Origin of the sequence: uncultured Cyclobacterium sp., assembly GCF_963976465.1 — a bacterium.
Lineage (GTDB): Bacteria > Bacteroidota > Bacteroidia > Cytophagales > Cyclobacteriaceae > Cyclobacterium.
In genome coordinates this window covers 1-16,806 of sequence record NZ_CAXBOC010000049.1, presented here as the reverse complement: position 1 = coordinate 16,806, position 16,806 = coordinate 1, and the positions used below count along the sequence as shown (strand labels likewise).

Annotated in this window: 18 protein-coding genes; 4 read left to right on the top strand and 14 right to left on the bottom strand. The window is 38.5% G+C overall.

All coding sequences use genetic code 11. The features are described 5' to 3' along the window. Positions 1-779, bottom strand: a 779-nt coding sequence (locus AAC037_RS04580) for a POTRA domain-containing protein (RefSeq protein ID WP_339901873.1), incomplete at its 3' end; no start/stop codon positions are given. A 110-nt stretch (positions 780-889) separates the two neighbouring features. Here AAC037_RS04580 and yidD point away from each other — a divergent pair. Further along, positions 890-1,111: a membrane protein insertion efficiency factor YidD gene (gene yidD, locus AAC037_RS04575; RefSeq protein WP_339901872.1), complete on the top strand. Its 222-nt coding sequence runs from the start codon at positions 890-892 to the stop codon at positions 1,109-1,111. Between the two features lies 1 nt (position 1,112). Here yidD and AAC037_RS04570 read toward each other — a convergent pair whose 3' ends face one another. Genes AAC037_RS04570 through AAC037_RS04550 form a run of 5 tightly spaced genes read right to left on the bottom strand, consistent with a single transcriptional unit; the run spans position 1,113 to position 6,404 of the window. Continuing rightward, positions 1,113-2,222, bottom strand: a complete 1,110-nt coding sequence (locus tag AAC037_RS04570) for a prolipoprotein diacylglyceryl transferase (RefSeq protein WP_339901871.1) — start codon at positions 2,220-2,222, stop codon at positions 1,113-1,115. A 30-nt stretch (positions 2,223-2,252) separates the two neighbouring features. Then, positions 2,253-4,109, bottom strand: a complete 1,857-nt coding sequence (gene nadE, locus AAC037_RS04565) for an NAD(+) synthase (RefSeq protein WP_339901870.1) — start codon at positions 4,107-4,109, stop codon at positions 2,253-2,255. 39 nt (positions 4,110-4,148) lie between these two features. Continuing rightward, positions 4,149-4,892 carry a ribonuclease III gene (gene rnc / locus AAC037_RS04560; RefSeq protein WP_339901869.1) on the bottom strand — a complete coding sequence of 248 codons (744 nt, stop codon included), beginning with the start codon at positions 4,890-4,892 and terminating at the stop codon, positions 4,149-4,151. Between the two features lie 2 nt (positions 4,893-4,894). Continuing rightward, on the bottom strand, positions 4,895-6,148 hold the full coding sequence (fabF, locus tag AAC037_RS04555; protein ID WP_303611711.1) for a beta-ketoacyl-ACP synthase II: 1,254 nt from the start codon (positions 6,146-6,148) through the stop codon (positions 4,895-4,897). Positions 6,149-6,167: 19 nt separating this feature from the next. Continuing rightward, on the bottom strand, positions 6,168-6,404 hold the full coding sequence (locus tag AAC037_RS04550; RefSeq protein WP_010855324.1) for an acyl carrier protein: 237 nt from the start codon (positions 6,402-6,404) through the stop codon (positions 6,168-6,170). Positions 6,405-6,552: 148 nt separating this feature from the next. On the opposite strand from AAC037_RS04550, the gene AAC037_RS04545 reads away from it, so the two are divergent. Then, on the top strand, positions 6,553-6,981 hold the full coding sequence (locus tag AAC037_RS04545) for an IPExxxVDY family protein (protein WP_339901868.1): 429 nt from the start codon (positions 6,553-6,555) through the stop codon (positions 6,979-6,981). Between the two features lie 11 nt (positions 6,982-6,992). After that, positions 6,993-8,423 (top strand): pyruvate kinase, encoded by a 1,431-nt coding sequence (pyk, locus tag AAC037_RS04540; RefSeq protein WP_339901867.1) that lies wholly within the window; start codon positions 6,993-6,995, stop codon positions 8,421-8,423. Between the two features lie 193 nt (positions 8,424-8,616). Here the strand turns inward: pyk and AAC037_RS04535 are convergent, their stop codons facing one another. Genes AAC037_RS04535 through AAC037_RS04515 form a run of 5 tightly spaced genes read right to left on the bottom strand, consistent with a single transcriptional unit; the run spans position 8,617 to position 12,353 of the window. After that, on the bottom strand, positions 8,617-10,182 hold the full coding sequence (locus tag AAC037_RS04535) for an NFACT RNA binding domain-containing protein (protein WP_339901866.1): 1,566 nt from the start codon (positions 10,180-10,182) through the stop codon (positions 8,617-8,619). 1 nt (position 10,183) lies between these two features. Beyond that, positions 10,184-10,945 (bottom strand): MBL fold metallo-hydrolase, encoded by a 762-nt coding sequence (locus AAC037_RS04530; RefSeq protein ID WP_339901865.1) that lies wholly within the window; start codon positions 10,943-10,945, stop codon positions 10,184-10,186. Then, on the bottom strand, positions 10,942-11,220 hold the full coding sequence (locus AAC037_RS04525; RefSeq protein ID WP_339901864.1) for a hypothetical protein: 279 nt from the start codon (positions 11,218-11,220) through the stop codon (positions 10,942-10,944). Before AAC037_RS04525 ends, AAC037_RS04530 begins: the two co-directional genes overlap by 4 nt. 1 nt (position 11,221) lies before the next feature. Further along, positions 11,222-11,602 (bottom strand): response regulator, encoded by a 381-nt coding sequence (locus AAC037_RS04520; RefSeq protein WP_339901863.1) that lies wholly within the window; start codon positions 11,600-11,602, stop codon positions 11,222-11,224. Beyond that, a complete protein-coding gene (locus AAC037_RS04515; RefSeq protein WP_339901862.1) occupies positions 11,595-12,353 on the bottom strand; it encodes a response regulator in 759 nt (252 codons plus the stop codon). Before AAC037_RS04515 ends, AAC037_RS04520 begins: the two co-directional genes overlap by 8 nt. A gap of 46 nt (positions 12,354-12,399) precedes the next feature. Here AAC037_RS04515 and miaA point away from each other — a divergent pair, with 46 nt between their 5' ends. After that, entirely contained in the window at positions 12,400-13,311 is a 912-nt protein-coding gene (gene miaA / locus AAC037_RS04510; RefSeq protein WP_339901861.1) for a tRNA (adenosine(37)-N6)-dimethylallyltransferase MiaA, read from the top strand. Here miaA and AAC037_RS04505 read toward each other — a convergent pair. The 3 genes from AAC037_RS04505 to typA all read right to left on the bottom strand — a co-directional run bounded on the left by AAC037_RS04505 (position 13,299) and on the right by typA (position 16,615). After that, positions 13,299-13,670, bottom strand: coding sequence for a hypothetical protein (locus AAC037_RS04505; RefSeq protein WP_339901860.1), 372 nt, complete (start codon positions 13,668-13,670; stop codon positions 13,299-13,301). The genes miaA and AAC037_RS04505 overlap by 13 nt on opposite strands. A gap of 1 nt (position 13,671) precedes the next feature. Further along, positions 13,672-14,649, bottom strand: a complete 978-nt coding sequence (gene pfkA / locus AAC037_RS04500) for a 6-phosphofructokinase (protein ID WP_339901859.1) — start codon at positions 14,647-14,649, stop codon at positions 13,672-13,674. Between the two features lie 157 nt (positions 14,650-14,806). Next, positions 14,807-16,615 (bottom strand): translational GTPase TypA, encoded by a 1,809-nt coding sequence (gene typA, locus AAC037_RS04495; RefSeq protein ID WP_339901858.1) that lies wholly within the window; start codon positions 16,613-16,615, stop codon positions 14,807-14,809. Positions 16,616-16,806 lie beyond the last annotated feature (191 nt).

Sequence of the window (16,806 nt, the reverse complement as noted above, 5' to 3'; positions counted from 1 at the left end):
TAATTGGGCTTTTCTTGAATAACATCTTCATGAATCCAAGTGTTGTGGTAGCCGGTAGTGAAATAATGGAAATTATAAAAACTGCCCCTAAAACTATATGTAAGGGAGGTAGCGAGTGTTTTTTTTAAAATATTCTCTTCCGGATTTCTGTAAAAATACTGCTTATTACCGACCGATTTTATAGGGATATTTTTATTCGTATTGTACCTGAATTTGGCTGCCAAACCATGCAGTTGATTTTTATCAAAATAAGGGATGGTATAGTTCAATAGAATGGCTTGGGTAAAGCCAACTTGGCCGATTACGCGAAGTTTTTCATTTCTTCCCCCTATATTATTGTGATCTAGTTTTATCCCATAGTTTACCCTGGAAAAATCCCTATTTTGATTGGACCACCATTCGGAGAAATTTCTGTCTGCCAAATTAAATATAATGCTGGGCAGTATGTACCACCTTTCTTTAAGGGATACTAAAATTTCTACCTGTTCTTCCCCAACAAAAAGCGGGGTTACAGTGGCTGTAGTGAAAAGCCGTAGGTTGTAGATCTTTTTTTGATCTGCTTCGACTAGATTTACAAATTCATCCCAATTATAGGTTACATTTTCAGCTAAATTCATCTCCCTAAGAATGATATTCTTGCGTGTTTTTTCATTGCCAACAATAAAAATATTATTAACTGTAACTTGTTTTGGGGTACTGGTATTATTGGGGCTGATGTATAAGCTGTCACTATTTTGGGCAAACAAAATTTTACCACCTGTTCCCAGGATGCATATCAATAAAAAAAGCCGGTAAAATAGCGGTTTTAGGTTCAAGAGAATCTAAATTTTGATGTAAGAAATAGAACTTTATTTATATAAATTGACTTGTTTAATGTAAATACGAAAAAGTGAAGAAAATAGTGAAAAAAATTGCGGTATTTCCAATATTGATTTATCAATATGCTATTTCTCCCTTGATTCCAAGGTCCTGTCGTTACTATCCTACTTGCAGCCAATATACAAAAGAAGCCATTATGAAGCATGGTGTTTTGAAAGGTGGATGGTTGGGAATCAAGAGGATAGGCAGGTGTCACCCATGGGGAGGACAGGGCCATGACCCTGTCCCTTAAATTAGTTTTTAAGAGATGATGGGCTTTTTTTATTTTTTAAGGAATAAACGATCAAGCCCAGACCAATGACAACCAAAGGAATGCTTAAAGCCTGTCCCATATTAAATGTGAGGTTGTCCTCAAAATCTACTTGATTCTCCTTGAAAAATTCCCAGACAAATCGCATTCCGAAAACAGAGATCAAGAATAATCCTAAGTATAAACCTTCCGGAATCCCTTCTTTGTATTTTCTCCAGCCTAGGAATAATAACAAGAAAATCAGGAAATAAGTTATGGATTCATAAATTTGAGTTGGGTGTTTGGCAAGACCAAAAGTTTTTACCACGGCTAAGTAATGATCTCCTTGATCTTTAATTTCCAGATTAAGCGGCGCCTCAGGATCTTCGGCCATGTATTTTTTTGAACTTGAAAACCTCGTCAGGGCATATTTTACATCGCGCTCTAATACAGCTTTAAGGTTCGCCTCATCAAAACCTCCTTTTTCAATTTTTATGTCAAAATTTACAGGAACACGTCCCTCACCGGTAAGTTCTTCTTGGCGATCTTCAGGTTTATAAGCATTGATTGCAAGAATGGGTAGATTCATTGTTTCCAGAATTTCTTCAGTTTCTCTGGCGAATACAAATCCACTGTCTGTACCTGTTGCCTTTCCTCCAATTTCTGAGTTCATCAAGTTTCCAAAACGAATCAAAGCTCCGGTTAAAGCTACAACAATAACAATTCTGTCTACCACCCATAGATAAGATTGTCCGGGTGTTCGTTTCGCATAAAGCCATAATGCGAAGAGAATGGCAATAGCCGCACCATGGCTGGCTAGGCCACCTTCCCATACCTTTAAGATGTCTATAGGATTGCTGAGGTAGCGCTGAGGTTCATAAAATAGTACATGTCCCAATCGGGCTCCAATAATGGTGGCAAGCACCATATAAATGGTCAATTTGTCTACAAGGTTTTCATCATGCCCTTCCTTTTTAAAGAAATGAATCATGAACTGTTGGGAGATTATAAAACCCATAGCAAACAACAGGCTATACCAACGCAACCTGTCAAATCCTGAAAAAATCGAAGGATTGGGACTCCAAACGACGTAATACAAAATACTATTAATCATGGTTTATACTTTTTGATGATAGTCGTTGATTTATTCTTCAAGGTTTTCCATTAAGGCCAATTCTTCCCGATACCCACCGGATAATACCGGAAATCTGTACCATGTTTTAGGATCAACATTGAACTCATCCAAGTGAAAAGAAACAGCCAATCTCTCTCTTTTCCATTGATTGATTGACCATAGCCTAAAGAATTTGGCAATGTAACCTTTTAAAATAGATGGTTCAAGAGAAATTTCTTCTTTCAAAATAAGGTATACATCCATCGGTGATCGCTTGTCTCTAATGGCCAGTTTTTCTATCGCAGAAATAACTGGGTAAGGCATCAGATCCTCCTCATCTGTTTGACTACGTTCTTGTGGTCTTAATTCGGCAGTAGGTTGTAAGGAGTTGACAAAACTTAAACCTTGGTAAGCTTTTTCCTTCTCGGCCCACCTTAGCCATTGCAAAATAAAGTCCTTACTTACCGCTGCAATTGGTGATATACTACCACTGGTGTCTCCATCCATCGTAGCATAGCCCAAATCTCCCTCACTTCGATTAGAAGTGCTTAAGAGTAAGAATTTTTTAATATTGGCCAGCATCCAAATAATAGGTGACCTTGCCCTTGCCTGAATATTTTGTAGGGCGATATCGTCTTGTTCCCAGTTTAATTTTCTGCCCAGGGCCTTTTCTATTTTATGCGTATAGGAATTTACTTCTTCATCTATGGTCCAGTGGTGAAAAGTCGCGCCCAGACTTTTGGCGAGGTTTTGGGCACTGTTTAGGGTGGCAGTTGAAGAGTTCTTTGTTCCCTGATATGCAGTGGTGAAAATTTCACCTGTAATTTCTTGTATACTACTGCTAGGACTGATGTCTCCCTCCCTATGGATTTTTTTTATAAACAATGGACCACCGAGCATTTCTACTCCTCTTTTCACCATTTCAGCTACCAAAATGGCAATGGTGGAGGAGTCTGCTCCACCGCTTAAGGAAAGGACAAACCCCCTACTTCGACTCTTTCTTAGGTAGTCAAAGAGAGCCAATGTGGAGGCTGCCATAAATTCCTCATTTTTAGTATGTAAATTGTGTACCAACTGCAAAGGTTTAGCGGCTTTGGCAGGGAATTGGAAAGTTTGAAGTTGAACAGCTTGGAAGGAAAGCAATTTGTTTTTTAGCAAAACTTCTCCCCTCTCGGCATAAAGTATTTCTCCATCAAAAATCATTCGGCCACTTTCGTTGCCTAACAAGTTGACATAAAAATAAGCTACACCTAATTCCTTGGAGCTTTCTTTTACCAGTAACTCTCTTTGTTCACTTTTACCCATGGCAAAATGACTTGCGCTTGGGTTAAAAATAATATCTACCACTCTTTGTTTAAGGCGATGTCCGGGTCTGAGGCTACCTCTCCAAGCATCTTCACAGATTTCAAAGCCATACTTGTGACCCTTTTTATTAAAAATTATATCACCAAATGGGTACTCCTTACCAAAGCATTCAATGGTGGAGACTTCTCCTCCTATCCAGGGAGTAAACCATCTGCCTTCATAGTGTACTCCGTCTATGGCTAAAAATTGTTTGGCTACAAAACCTAGGATTTCCCTATCCTCTAAAACTGCCATGCAATTGTACAATTGGTTCTTGATTCTGCAGGGCAGGCCTACCAAAACAGTGATGTCTTGGGTATGAGGAAGAATTTTTTGTATGCTGTCTAGTGCTTTTTTAGGGTACCAATAACTCAAAAAAAGGTCTTCACTTCCATATCCTGTAATACTCAATTCCGGCAAACACAGGAGGTCAACTTTTTTTTCTTTGGCCATGGCAATGGCCTGAATTATATTGTCAAGGTTACCTTCCCAGTCCAATGGAGTTTGATTGAGCGTGGCACCAGCGAGAAGTATTGGAGACATGATAATGTTTTTTTAAGACCGGTTTAGGGATGCTTGTATTTAGGGGATTATCTGTAGTTTTTCACAGGCCATTCTAGCAGCTTCCTGTTCAGCTTTCTTCTTGGTTGCACCTTTGCCTTCTGAGAAAGGTGTACCATTGATCTTCAATTCTACTTTGAACTCTTTGAACCGTTGGCTACCTTCTACGGATTTTAGTTTAAAGTCTATTGCTTTATTGTCTTTTTGGGACCACTCAATAATTTTACTTTTAAAATTGGTTGTGGTGGCAATAATATTGTCCAAATCAAAAAAAGGATTGATGAGCCTGCTGTTGATGAATTTTCTACAAAAATAGTATCCCCTGTCTAAATAAATGGCACCGATTAGGGCTTCCAACGTATCGCCATAAAGAGATTTAAAGCTGTAGGGGACTTTACTGCCCATTTCGGATTCCACAATTTTAGGTAATCCAATTTTTTGGCCTACCTGATTGAGGGCTTCCCTGTTGACAATTCTAGACCTTGTCTCGGTAAGAAAACCTTCGTCACGATAGGGGAATTTTTGGAAGAGGTATTCGGCCACAATGGTGCCCAATACAGCATCTCCCAGATATTCTAGGCGCTCATTACTGATTTTTACACCGGCTTTTATTTCCTTCGATGCAGAAACGTGTCTGAACGCAAGTCTATAGAGAGATAAATTTAAAGGCTTGCTACCCACTATGTTTTTAATAGCGTAAGCAAGCCTTTTATCTTTCTTATTATAAGTTAGCTCTTGAATTCTGAGCAACCGAAGTAATTTCAAATTTATTCTGCTATTTTTTTGAAAATGATAGAACAGTTATGTCCACCAAAACCAAAAGTGTTACTCAGTGCTACATTGACCTCTTTTTTCTGGGCTTTATTAAAAGTGAGGTTCAGTTTTTCATCCACTTCCTCATCATCTGTAAAATGGTTGATGGTAGGTGGAATAAGACTGTTTCTCATAGCCAAAATGGATGCTATAGCTTCTACAGCACCTGCGGCTCCCAGAAGGTGGCCTGTCATGGATTTTGTACTACTGATATTCAAATTGTACGCGTGATCACCAAAGATTTTTTTAATGGCTTTTACTTCACTGAGGTCTCCAAGAGGAGTGGAAGTACCATGCACATTAATATAATCTATGGCCTCAGGTTTTAAACCGGCGTCTTCAAGAGCGAATTTCATCACGTTGGCTGCTCCTCGTCCTTCCGGATGTGGTGCAGTGATGTGATGGGCATCACCTGTCATTCCGCCACCGATCAATTCTGCATAAATTTTGGCGCCACGTGCTTTCGCATGTTCGTATTCTTCCAAAATCAATGCGCCGGCACCTTCTCCCAATACAAAACCATCCCTGTCCTTATCAAAAGGTCTGGAGGCAGTTGCTGGGTCATCATTTCGCTGAGACAAAGCCTTCAAAGCATTAAACCCGCCTACACCTGCTTCAGTAACAGCAGCCTCAGATCCTCCGGATATAAATATATTGGCTTTTCCAAGTCGGATATAATTGAATGCATCTATCAGGGCGTTGGTAGCAGAAGCACAGGCTGAAACGGTTGCAAAATTAGGCCCTTGGAATCCATATTTTATGGATATAAACCCTGCCGCGATATCAGCTATCATTTTAGGGATGAAAAAGGGGTTAAATCTTGGTGTACCATCACCTCCTGAAAAGCTCGTTACTTCATCCTGAAAGGTTTTCAATCCACCTATTCCAGATCCCCAGATTACTCCGGCTCTGGTAAGGTCTATCTTTTCTAGATCAAGCCCGGAGTCTTGCATGGCTTCAGCGACAGCTACCATTGCATATTGGGAATACGGATCAATTTTTCTGGACTCTTTTCGGTCCATAAATTGAAGTATGTCCAAATCTTTTACTTCGCAGGCAAATTGGGTTTTGAATTTTGAGGCATCAAAACGGGTAATAGGCGCAGCACCGCTTACACCATTCGATAAGCCGTCCCAGAATTCCGGGACAGTATTGCCGATTGGTGTAAGGGCACCTAAACCTGTTACTACAACTCTTCTTAAATTCATAAATGATTTTAAGTATGGGTTATTTTACGTTAGCTTCCAAATAGCTAACAGCCTGACCAACCGTACCGATCTGCTCAGCCTGGTCATCTGGAATAGAAATGTTGAATTCTTTTTCGAATTCCATGATAAGTTCCACTGTATCTAAAGAATCAGCACCAAGGTCATTGGTAAAGCTCGCTTCAGGAGTAACTTCAGATTCTTCGACGCCTAACTTATCAACGATAATGGCTTTTACTTTTTGTGCAATTTCAGACATTTTGTGATCAGTTTAGTTTAAACACACCGCAAAGAAAATTATTTAATACCTTAATGTCAAAAAAAATGACAAACTAAATTAAGAACTTTCGCTCAAAGTAAGAAGTTGAAATAAAATTTTTACCTTTGAGCTTTTAAATTCTTCCTGAATGAAGAAAAGCAAACTTCTTTTTGAAACCACCTTCGATTTTGATCTTTTAGGCCTTGTAGCCCCTTTAAAGGACTATAAATTGGCCTGGCTGATCAATACAACTTTGGGGATTCGTTTAAAAAAGACTGAAGATTATCACTTGGAATTCTTGAATCAACCGGATTTAATTATTTCTCAATTTATGTTAAAAAAAGAACATGGATTTATTCAACTATTGAAAAATAAGTCATATCCGGTGGGGGGACGCTCAAGATACCTCATTCCGGAACTCCTGAGTATGGATTACTTTTTACTCTGCCAAGACTTTACAGATGAAGTGGATTTAAATACGTATATTGACGCCCTTTCCAATGTAAGTGGAATACATAGTATTGTTAAAATTGATACGATTAAACTAAAATCAAAAGAAAACCTGTTAACATATTAAATATATAGAAAATGAGAGTACCTATTTTTAATAAAACCAAAATATTAGCTACTGTTGGTCCTGCCAGTAATAATAAGGAAACCATTACTGAGCTTGTGATGGCCGGGGCTGATATTTTCAGGTTAAACTTCTCCCATGGTGATCATACCATTCATGCAGCAGTCATTAAGACCATTCGTGAAATGAATGACAGCTTAAACCTAAGCACAGGAATACTGCAGGATCTTCAGGGACCAAAAATTAGAGTGGGTGAGGTGGAAAATAATGAGGTGCTAATTAAGCCCGGAGATCCAATTACCATTACAAATGACCCTGTGGTAGGAACAGCCAGCTTGGTGAGCACGGTTTATCAAAATTTGCCCAATGATGTGGTTAAAGGTGACCGTATCCTCATTGATGATGGTAACTTGGAATTAGTAGTTCTCAAAACAGATGGTAAAAATGTGGACTGTACTGTAGTTCATGGTGGCATTTTGAAATCCAGAAAAGGTATTAACCTTCCCAATACAAAGATCAGTGCCCCTTCTCTTACAGAGAAAGACTTGATTGACCTTGAGTTTGGCTTGGAAAACGAAGTGGATTGGATTGCCCTTTCATTTGTAAGAAGTGCAGAGGATATCCTGGACCTTAGGCAAAGAATTAAAAAAGCCGGCAAATCTTGTAAAATTGTTGCCAAAATAGAAAAACCTGAAGCACTTGAGAATATTGATGAAATCATCAATGCTACAGATGCAATTATGGTGGCTAGGGGAGACCTTGGTGTAGAAGTGCCTATGGAAATTGTTCCACTTTGGCAAAAAAGAATGGTGGAAAAATGTAAAATCGCCTGTAAGCCTGTTATCATCGCCACCCAAATGATGGAAAGCATGATCGTAAACCCAAGGCCGACAAGAGCTGAAACCAATGACGTGGCTACAGCTGTCCTTGATGGGGCTGATGCTGTGATGCTTTCTGCTGAAACAGCTTCAGGTAAATTTCCTGTTGCAGCTGTAAAAGCAATGAGTAGTATCATTGATCATATTGAAGTCAATGGTGATGTGTACCACAACCTCTATAAAATCCCTGAAGATACTGAAAGTTTCTTGAGTAATAATTTATTACTTATGGCCAGTAGGTTGTCTAGAAATGTAAAAGCCAAGGCCATTGTCGGAATTACGGCTTCAGGTTTTACCGCATTCCGTATTTCGTCTCATCGTCCTTCTGCAGATATTTTTATTTTTACCCGAAACAAGAAATTGCTAACTCAATTGAGCTTGGTCTGGGGTGTAAGGGCTTTTTATTACGATAGCCAAGTATCAACAGATGGTACATTTCATGACATTCAAGAAAGATTGAAATCTGAAAAACATGTGTCCGAAGGTGATATTGTTATCAATACAGCCAGTATGCCACTAAAAGCTAAAGGCAAAACCAATATGTTGAAGATTCACGTGGTAGATTAATTTTCTACGATGAAAATAAATGGAAATGGATTATCATTTCTTAAGTTAAATGGCAGTCTGATTTTTTAGACTGCCATTTGAATTTTTATTTGAATTAAAAAACTTTTGGTAGTAGGAATTAAAGCAGGTTGATGTGCACACTATGCCTAGGTTACCTTTAAAAAAAGCGCTGAGAGAATTCGGTATCTTTTATTTAAATTTCTTCCGGTCCCTCAGGTTTAATTAAAATGACTTTTTCACGATCCACCATTACAGCACCTGGAAGGGAACCTTTTACCTTCCTGACATATTTACAAGGGGTGTACATGACTGGGGCTAGAGAAGCAGTTTTGTTCTTGGAGTAATGGGCAGCCAAGGCCGCTGCGCGTTCTAAAACAGATTTGGTAGGGTTCATGCCTGATTGGGTCTTGATGATCACGTGAGAGCCTGAAACGTCCTTGGCGTGTAGCCAGATGTCCTCTTTCCAAGTATACCTTCTCAATAATTCATCATTGGCCTTTGCTGATTTCCCAACCCATACCTCAAACCCCTCAACTTCAAACCGCTTATAGGGCAGTTGTACCTGTTGTTTTGCAGTAGAAAATTTATCACCTTTTTTGAGCAATGACTTTATGGATCTAAAATCCTCAGACTGGTTTACCTCTTCCTCTTCTTTCGCAATTTCATCCAACTCCTTTTCCTTCTGGGAAAGGTTTTTTCTCAGTTGGTCAAACTCAATTTTCTTATTCTTGCTCTTTTTATATAGTTGCTCCGCGAACTTTTGGGGGCTAAGCCCTCTTTTTAAATTTATTTCCCGGTGGGTGTTTAAATAAAAATCAAAAAGATCTACTTGATTCGCTCCGGGAGGAATTTGGTGGAGGTTGGCCATGATTACATCAGCTGTTTGGCTTGGAGGAGGTTCCTTCTCCATACTCTCAAGTTTTTCCCTGGTTTTATGGATGTAATTCAATGTTTTTTTTCGACGCTCATTAAGTGTTCGGAGCAATTGGTTTTTTATTGTTTCAAAGTTTTTCCTTACAACGGCTTTCTGAAAATAAAGATTGCATGCCTCAAGTGGGTCAGCTGTGCTTGCAATAGCTGATTGGCAAGGCAATAGGCTGAGTAGGTAATTGTCATTTTTCTTGAAAATCGAAAAAAATGGCACTTCCATCATCTCCAGTAACTCGGTCATCAATGAAAACCTCTCTTCGAGATCGGCTTCCAGATAACCTGCTTCTTTTAACCAAGCCCTAGGGAGCTTGCCTAGGGTGGGTAAAAACTGAGATGCATTGCCATCCAGTTGCTGGAATCTCTCCCATGTAAGTGTCAGTTCTTTTTCTAAGTCACGAATTTTTATGGCTTGGTCTTCTTTGAGTTCTTTTCTGAAAAGGTTTGAAGGAAGATCATCTTTTTCTGTAAATAATAGAATGTTGGATCGGCTTCCATGCATTTTAAACAGCAATGCCTGCTGGTCATCCAAAATGAAATAAAAGGCCCGCTCGTAGCTGAGTAGATGTAGTTCAGTAATCTTTTTACCTATTACTTCAGGGAAAAGATCTACATTGTTTTTTTTGCTTCTCTTAAAATCCTTTGGAAAACTTAGACAAGGGTTGGAAGGCAATAGCAAAGCCCTAATAAAAAAGGGATGGTCATCCTTTGTCTGTATTTCAATAATTAACTCCTCTTTGTTTTGAGAAAAACAAGCCACAATATTGCCTCCTAAAATCTCACTTTTAATTGCTGGGCATAAAAACTTAAAAAAATGGTAATTCAAGTGCATATTATAGTTGCAATTTCATGCCGTCAAATGCAATTTTAACATTGGGAGGAAGCGAGCTGCTTACCTCTCTATGGGTTCCCATTTGATGGCTTATGTGGGTTAGGAAAGCTTTTTCGGGACCAATAATTTTAATGAACTCCAGAGCTTCCGCAAGTGTGAAGTGGGAGATGTGTGGTTTAATTTGTAGTGCGTTGATAACGAGAACCTTACTCCCTTTTATTTTTTTTACTTCTTCAGGAGAGACGTAATTTGCATCAGTAATATAGGTAAAATCCCCAATCCTGTATCCCAAGACTGGAAGTTTGTGGTGCATCACCTGAATGGGATTAAATTGAATATCACTGATTTGGAATGGAGTATTTGTGATTTCATTTAAAATCACTTTGGGTACTCCGGGGTATTTCGATGGTGCAAATATATAGGAAAACTCCCTTTTGATTTGATCCAGCACTTGGGCAGTTCCATACAAAGGAATGTCCATTTGCTGCTTGAAATTAAATGGTCTTATATCATCAAGTCCGGCCGTATGGTCTTTATGCTCGTGGGTATATACTACTGCATCTAATTGGGTAATTGGGGCCCTGAGCATTTGGGTCCGAAAATCCGGTCCTGTGTCAATAACTATACTTTTCCCATTTATGTCAAGGTGTATGGAAGACCTAAGTCGCTTGTCTCTATAATCCAAGGAGGAACAAACATTACAGGTACAACCGATTACCGGAACTCCTTGGGAGGTTCCGGTTCCTAAAAATGTGATATTCAAAGCTTCAATTCTGTTTGTTTAAGTTCAATTAGGAAATCCTGTTGTTTTTGATCTTTAAAGGACTGAGGATTGAAATCAAGCATCTTGAGAATATCTAATAATGCATTGATTTTGCCTTCTAAGGTGAAATATTTATTAATAATTACAATTTTGTTTTCCTTTAAAATACAAAAACCGGATTTAAAATTGCCCTTCTCATACCTCAGGTGATAATCTGATGAAGCAAAGATATTCTCCAGTTTGTCCAAAAAGTTTTTGGTGTATTTTATGGGCATTTTACTTATAAATATGTTTTTTCACAGTTGACAATAACAAGTCATAATCCAAAGGTTTCTGGACGTAGTCATCCAACCCTGCTTTTTTAAAGTCATCAAGGGTGAAATTTTTATAATTCCCTGTAATGGCGATTATAGGGATTTTGGATTTAACAGGGTCCGAAAGATTTCTGATCGCCTTGGTGCAAACTATGCCATCCATTACAGGCATATTGATATCCATAAGGATTAAATCAAAATCCTCCTCGGCGAGTTTGTTTAAAACTTGCTGGCCATTCTTAACAGCGGTAATTGAAAAATTCTCAAAAGAAAGAACATTCTTTGTTAGATTGATAATTACTGAGCTGTCTTCAGCTACCAATACTTTTTTTGCTTCACTCATATTTTATAAAAATTTTATCATTTTCAACCAAGGTCTTAAATTTACTAAGACTGCTTTCCAATAGGTCAATGTCTTCGGTCATTGCTTCTGTCGAGGAATTTTTAATCTTATTTTCGAACAAAGCAGTTACTCTATACATCACATTTATACCCAGTGTTCCTGAATTCCCTTTCAATATGTGAAGTTTTTCACCAATTTCTTCAAATTTATTAAAATCTGCCAATAATTTTATTTCTTCGGTGAGGTTTTCGGCTTCTTCTAAGAAATCTTGGTACACAGATTTAATGTTCTCCAGACTGTGATACTTCAATAATTGTTGGATGACAGATTCATTTATGTCCACATCAATGTCTTTGTCTTTTTCTGAAATGACTACCCGGTTCTTCTGATGGTTAAGATGAAAATGAATTGTTTCCAGAAGGTCTTTTGGCTTTACCGGCTTAGCAATAAAGTCATCAAACCCTGTTGATAAAAAATATTCTCGGTCTCCTTGATTGGAATAAGCAGAAATGGCGATCACAGGAATATCTGCTATCTCTTCTTCTTTGATGATTTTTAAACAACTAATACCATCAAGTTTGGGCATTTGAATGTCCATTAACACAATGTCGTACTCGTTTTCTTTTAGGAGTGCTATGGCCTCCTGTCCATCACCTGCAGATTCGAAAAAATAATTGTGTCCGATTACATTCTCAAAAACTTTTCTATTTAGAGCATTGTCGTCTACGATCAAGACTTTTTTGTTTTTCATGGTCGAATTTTCTTAAATTCGGAGTTCTAAAATATAAAGCTAAATTTTGACTCCTTTGAATAAAATAATTCTGGTGATAGCAGGCCCAACAGCTGTTGGAAAAACTGATTTGTGCATAAATTTAGCCAAAAAATTTAATACTGTCATAATATCCTCCGATAGTAGACAATTTTTTCAAGAAATTAATATAGGAACTGCCAAGCCCAGCAAGGAAGAATTGGACATGGTGCCCCACTATTTTATTGGCAATAAATCCATCCACGATCATTATGACGTTAGATCATACGAGATTGAGGCACTTTCCTGTATAGGTGATTTGTTTAAAAGAAAAGACCTACTCCTATTAACTGGAGGTTCAGGTTTATATACGGATGCCGTAGTAAATGGTTTGGATGAAATGCCTATAATAGCTCCAGAAATTCGACAGGAGTTAAACTTACTATTTGCCAAAGAAGGTATTGCTCCGCTTCAGGAAATGTTGAAAAAACTAGATCCCGACTATTATGAAAATGTAGATCTGCAAAACCCGCAGCGTTTGATTCGAGCTTTGGAGGTTTGCCAAGGTACGGGTAAGGCTTTTAGTGAATTTAGGGTTCGGAAGAAAGTAAAACGTCCTTTCAAAACGATCAAGATTGCCTTAAATAGAGATAGGGAGGAGCTTTACCAAAGGATAGACAGTCGAATGGATAAAATGATTGCCGATGGGCTCTTTATAGAAGCTGAAGAAATGTACCCCTTCAAAAATAGGAATGCATTGAATACTGTCGGCTACAAAGAAATTTTTGGCTACCTGGAAGGGGAGTATGACAAAGACGAAGCCATCAGACTCCTTAAAAGAAATTCCAGAAGATATGCCAAGAGACAGGTGACCTGGTTAAAAAGGGATGAAGCATACCATTGGTTTCATCCTGATGATATCAATGGTATACTTTCCCTAGTACAGGATTATAGGGCCTGATGTCCCGTTAATTTAGCGGCAAAAGAATAAGGTTTGGTTTCGATAAGTTTGTTGTGCTCGTATCGAACTCTTTTTATTTCCCCAAGTTTTTGTCGGATACCTGTGGCTTGGTTCTGATATTCAACTGAATTCTCCATTCCACCAATTGTCTGTAAAGTTTTTATTGCTTCCTCGATTGTATGCACATTCGGATCAGGTAAACCTTTGTTTGCCAGGTTTGAAATGGTTTTAAATTCGGAGGAAATGATGCTCAATTCATGCTGAATTTTGTTTTTCTTTTGTTTTAAATTTTGATGTACCAACATTATAAACAAAAAAACAAAACCTCCCAGTGTGATGAAAATTGGAATAAAACCCATATTATATACTTAAGATCTCTTGCAACCTTAGGTAGTCTTTATTTAATGGCTTGCTCTTATTGATACAATCCTCAAAAGGAGTGTAAACGACCTGATCGTTGATTATACCGGCCATGCAGTTGAATTTACCATTAAGCAAGCCCTCTACTGCCGCTAAGCCGCTTCGGCTACCCAAAAGCCTGTCTTTGGCTGTGGGGCTTCCGCCTCGCTGAATATGACCAAGAGTGGTTACTTTAAATTTCTTTTCTTCTTCGCCTACGAACTCGGATTTCACCTTTGCCATAATGGTGGCTGCATCTCCTTCTTCATCTCCTTCTGCCACCACCACTATGCTTGAAGTTTTAGATTCTCTTAAATTTTTTAAGTAATCAGATACTTGTTTGGAAGTGGTTATGGTTTCAGGTACCATCACTACTTCTGCTCCTCCTCCTATGGCGCACTCAACAGCAATGTAACCGCTGTCTCTGCCCATTACTTCTACAAAAAAGACACGGTCATGTGCTGCCGCTGTATCCCTGATCTTATCGATGGCTTCCAAGGCTGTATTTACTGCTGTGTCGAAACCAATGGTGTAATCCGTGCCATAGATGTCGTTATCAATGGTGCCGGGGCAGCCAACTACCGGAATTCCGAATTCCTCGTAAAATACTTTAGCACCGGTGAATGTACCATCGCCACCTATGGCTACCAGCCCATCCATACCGTGCTTGGACAATTGATCATAGGCTTTTTTCCTTCCTTCTTTGGTGCGAAACTCATTGCTTCTTGCGGATTTTAATATGGTTCCGCCTCTTTGAAGTATGTTGCTAACCGAGTGGGACTCCATTTTTGTAATGTTCCCATTGATAATGCCATCGTATCCGTATTTGATGCTGTATACATCCAGATCATGATAAATTCCTGTCCTTACTACTGCCCTGACACAAGCGTTCATTCCGGGCGAATCCCCACCTGAGGTATAAACTGCAATTTTTTTCATAAGTTTATTTCATTTTAAGACCAAACCCGGAGAATGGGTATAAATAGCTACATGGTTCTTTGGGTTGATTGAAACATAAAACTAATCAAATTCAAAGTATCTGCTGAACATTTAAGAAAAAAAAAGGGTAGATTTAAAATCTACCCTTTATAATTAATTAAGCATTTTGTGCTTTTGCTGCTCTATTTCTTTCATTTTCTTCCAAATGAATTTTTCTCATCCGTATGCTTTTCGGAGTAATTTCTAGGTATTCATCTTTTTGGATGTATTCCATAGATTCTTCTAAAGAGAATTTTTTTGCGGGTGCAATCTTTGCATTGTTATCCGATCCGGAAGCACGCATATTGGTGAGTTGCTTGCCTTTCTTGACGTTTACCACAATGTCATTGTCTCTAGAGTGCTCCCCAATTACCATACCGGTATAAAGTTCATCTCCTGGATCTACAAAAAAGATTCCTCTATCTTGTAATTTATCGATGGCATAAGCAGTACATTGCCCGGATTCCATTGATATCAATGAACCGTTAATTCTACCTGGAATTGTACCTTTAAATGGTTCGTAGGAAGCAAAACGGTGGTTCATGATTGCTTCGCCCTGTGTGGCAGTCAATACATTATTCCTCAACCCAATCAATCCTCTGGAAGGAATGCTAAACTCAAGATGTTGTAAATCACCTTTTGGCTCCATTACCAAAAGCTCTCCTTTTCTTTGTGTAGCTAGTTCAATGACTTTTCCTGCAGACGATTCAGGAACGTCTACCACCAAGGTTTCGATAGGCTCATGCTTCACTCCATCTATCGTTCTATAAATTACCTGTGGCTGGCCTACTTGTAATTCATATCCTTCTCTTCGCATGGTTTCAATCAGTACTGACAAATGCAGAATGCCTCTACCATATACCAAGAATTTATCTTCACTATCAGTTGGTTCAACCCTCAAAGCAAGGTTTTTCTCCGTTTCCTTCATAAGCCTTTCTCTCAAATGGCGAGAAGTAACAAACTTACCTTCTTTTCCAAAGAAAGGAGAGTTGTTAATGGTGAAAAGCATGTTCATGGTAGGCTCGTCAATCGAAATCCTTTCTAAAGGTTCCGGGTTTTCAAGATCCGCAATGGTGTCTCCAATGTCAAAACCTTCTACACCTGTGATGGCGCAAATGTCACCTGCCTGGACTTCTGTTACTTTATTTTTACCTAGACCTTCGAAAACATGAAGTTCTTTAACTTTAACTCGCTTAACAACACCATCTTCTTTGCAAAGGCCGTATTGCTGACCTTCTTTAATGCTTCCTCTCTTCACCCTACCAATGGCTATACGACCAACGAAATTTGAAAAGTCTAAAGAAGTGATTTGCATTTGAGTGGTTCCTTCGTCGATTTTCGGTTCAGGAATATATTTAACTACTGCATCTAAAAGAGGTAGAATGCTGTCATTTGGATTCTTCCAATCTTCACCCATCCAGTTGTTCTTGGCAGAGCCATACAGTGTGTGAAATTCAAGTTGCTCTTCTGTAGCGTCCAAGTTGAACATCAATTCAAAAACGGCTTCATGAACTTCATCAGGACGACAGTTTTCTTTGTCCACCTTGTTGATTACTACGATAGGGGTAAGACCTAGCTCTAATGCTTTGCCTAACACAAAACGGGTTTGTGGCATGGGTCCTTCAAAAGCGTCGACCAAAAGAATTACACCGTCAGCCATTTTTAAAACCCGCTCTACTTCACCACCAAAATCGGCGTGACCGGGAGTATCAATAATGTTTATCTTGGTATCCTTGTACCTTACAGAAACATTTTTTGATAAAATGGTAATCCCCCTCTCTCTTTCCAGGTCATTGTTATCCAATATTAGGTCTTCAAACTGCTGATTTTCCCTGAAAATTTTAGAGGCGTGTATAATTTTGTCTACCAAGGTTGTCTTTCCGTGGTCAACGTGTGCAATAATTGCAATATTTCGAATACTCTGCATGTGAAATTAAATTAAGATGCAAAAGTAAGAATTAAATTTTGAAAAAGTATTTAAATCTGTAATTGATAATTATTAAATAATATTATTCTTTTAAAAACGTCCTCTTTATTTTTATAATTATTTTAATTCAAATGGCTTACTTTTCAGTATTACATTGGAACCAGGATAGCTGATGTCTAAGCTATTTTCGG

Coding starts and splice junctions, on each gene's coding strand:
- AAC037_RS04535 (WP_339901866.1), bottom strand. CDS start 10,182: ATGCACTTGAATTACCATTTTTTTAAGTTTTTATGCCCAGCAATTAAA.
- pyk (WP_339901867.1), top strand. CDS start 6,993: ATGAGAGTACCTATTTTTAATAAAACCAAAATATTAGCTACTGTTGGT.
- fabF (WP_303611711.1), bottom strand. CDS start 6,148: ATGAATTTAAGAAGAGTTGTAGTAACAGGTTTAGGTGCCCTTACACCA.
- AAC037_RS04515 (WP_339901862.1), bottom strand. CDS start 12,353: ATGAAAAACAAAAAAGTCTTGATCGTAGACGACAATGCTCTAAATAGA.
- pfkA (WP_339901859.1), bottom strand. CDS start 14,649: ATGAAAAAAATTGCAGTTTATACCTCAGGTGGGGATTCGCCCGGAATG.
- AAC037_RS04525 (WP_339901864.1), bottom strand. CDS start 11,220: ATGCCCATAAAATACACCAAAAACTTTTTGGACAAACTGGAGAATATC.
- nadE (WP_339901870.1), bottom strand. CDS start 4,109: ATGTCTCCAATACTTCTCGCTGGTGCCACGCTCAATCAAACTCCATTG.
- AAC037_RS04545 (WP_339901868.1), top strand. CDS start 6,553: ATGAAGAAAAGCAAACTTCTTTTTGAAACCACCTTCGATTTTGATCTT.
- AAC037_RS04550 (WP_010855324.1), bottom strand. CDS start 6,404: ATGTCTGAAATTGCACAAAAAGTAAAAGCCATTATCGTTGATAAGTTA.
- AAC037_RS04505 (WP_339901860.1), bottom strand. CDS start 13,670: ATGGGTTTTATTCCAATTTTCATCACACTGGGAGGTTTTGTTTTTTTG.
- typA (WP_339901858.1), bottom strand. CDS start 16,615: ATGCAGAGTATTCGAAATATTGCAATTATTGCACACGTTGACCACGGA.
- AAC037_RS04520 (WP_339901863.1), bottom strand. CDS start 11,602: ATGAGTGAAGCAAAAAAAGTATTGGTAGCTGAAGACAGCTCAGTAATT.
- AAC037_RS04570 (WP_339901871.1), bottom strand. CDS start 2,222: ATGATTAATAGTATTTTGTATTACGTCGTTTGGAGTCCCAATCCTTCG.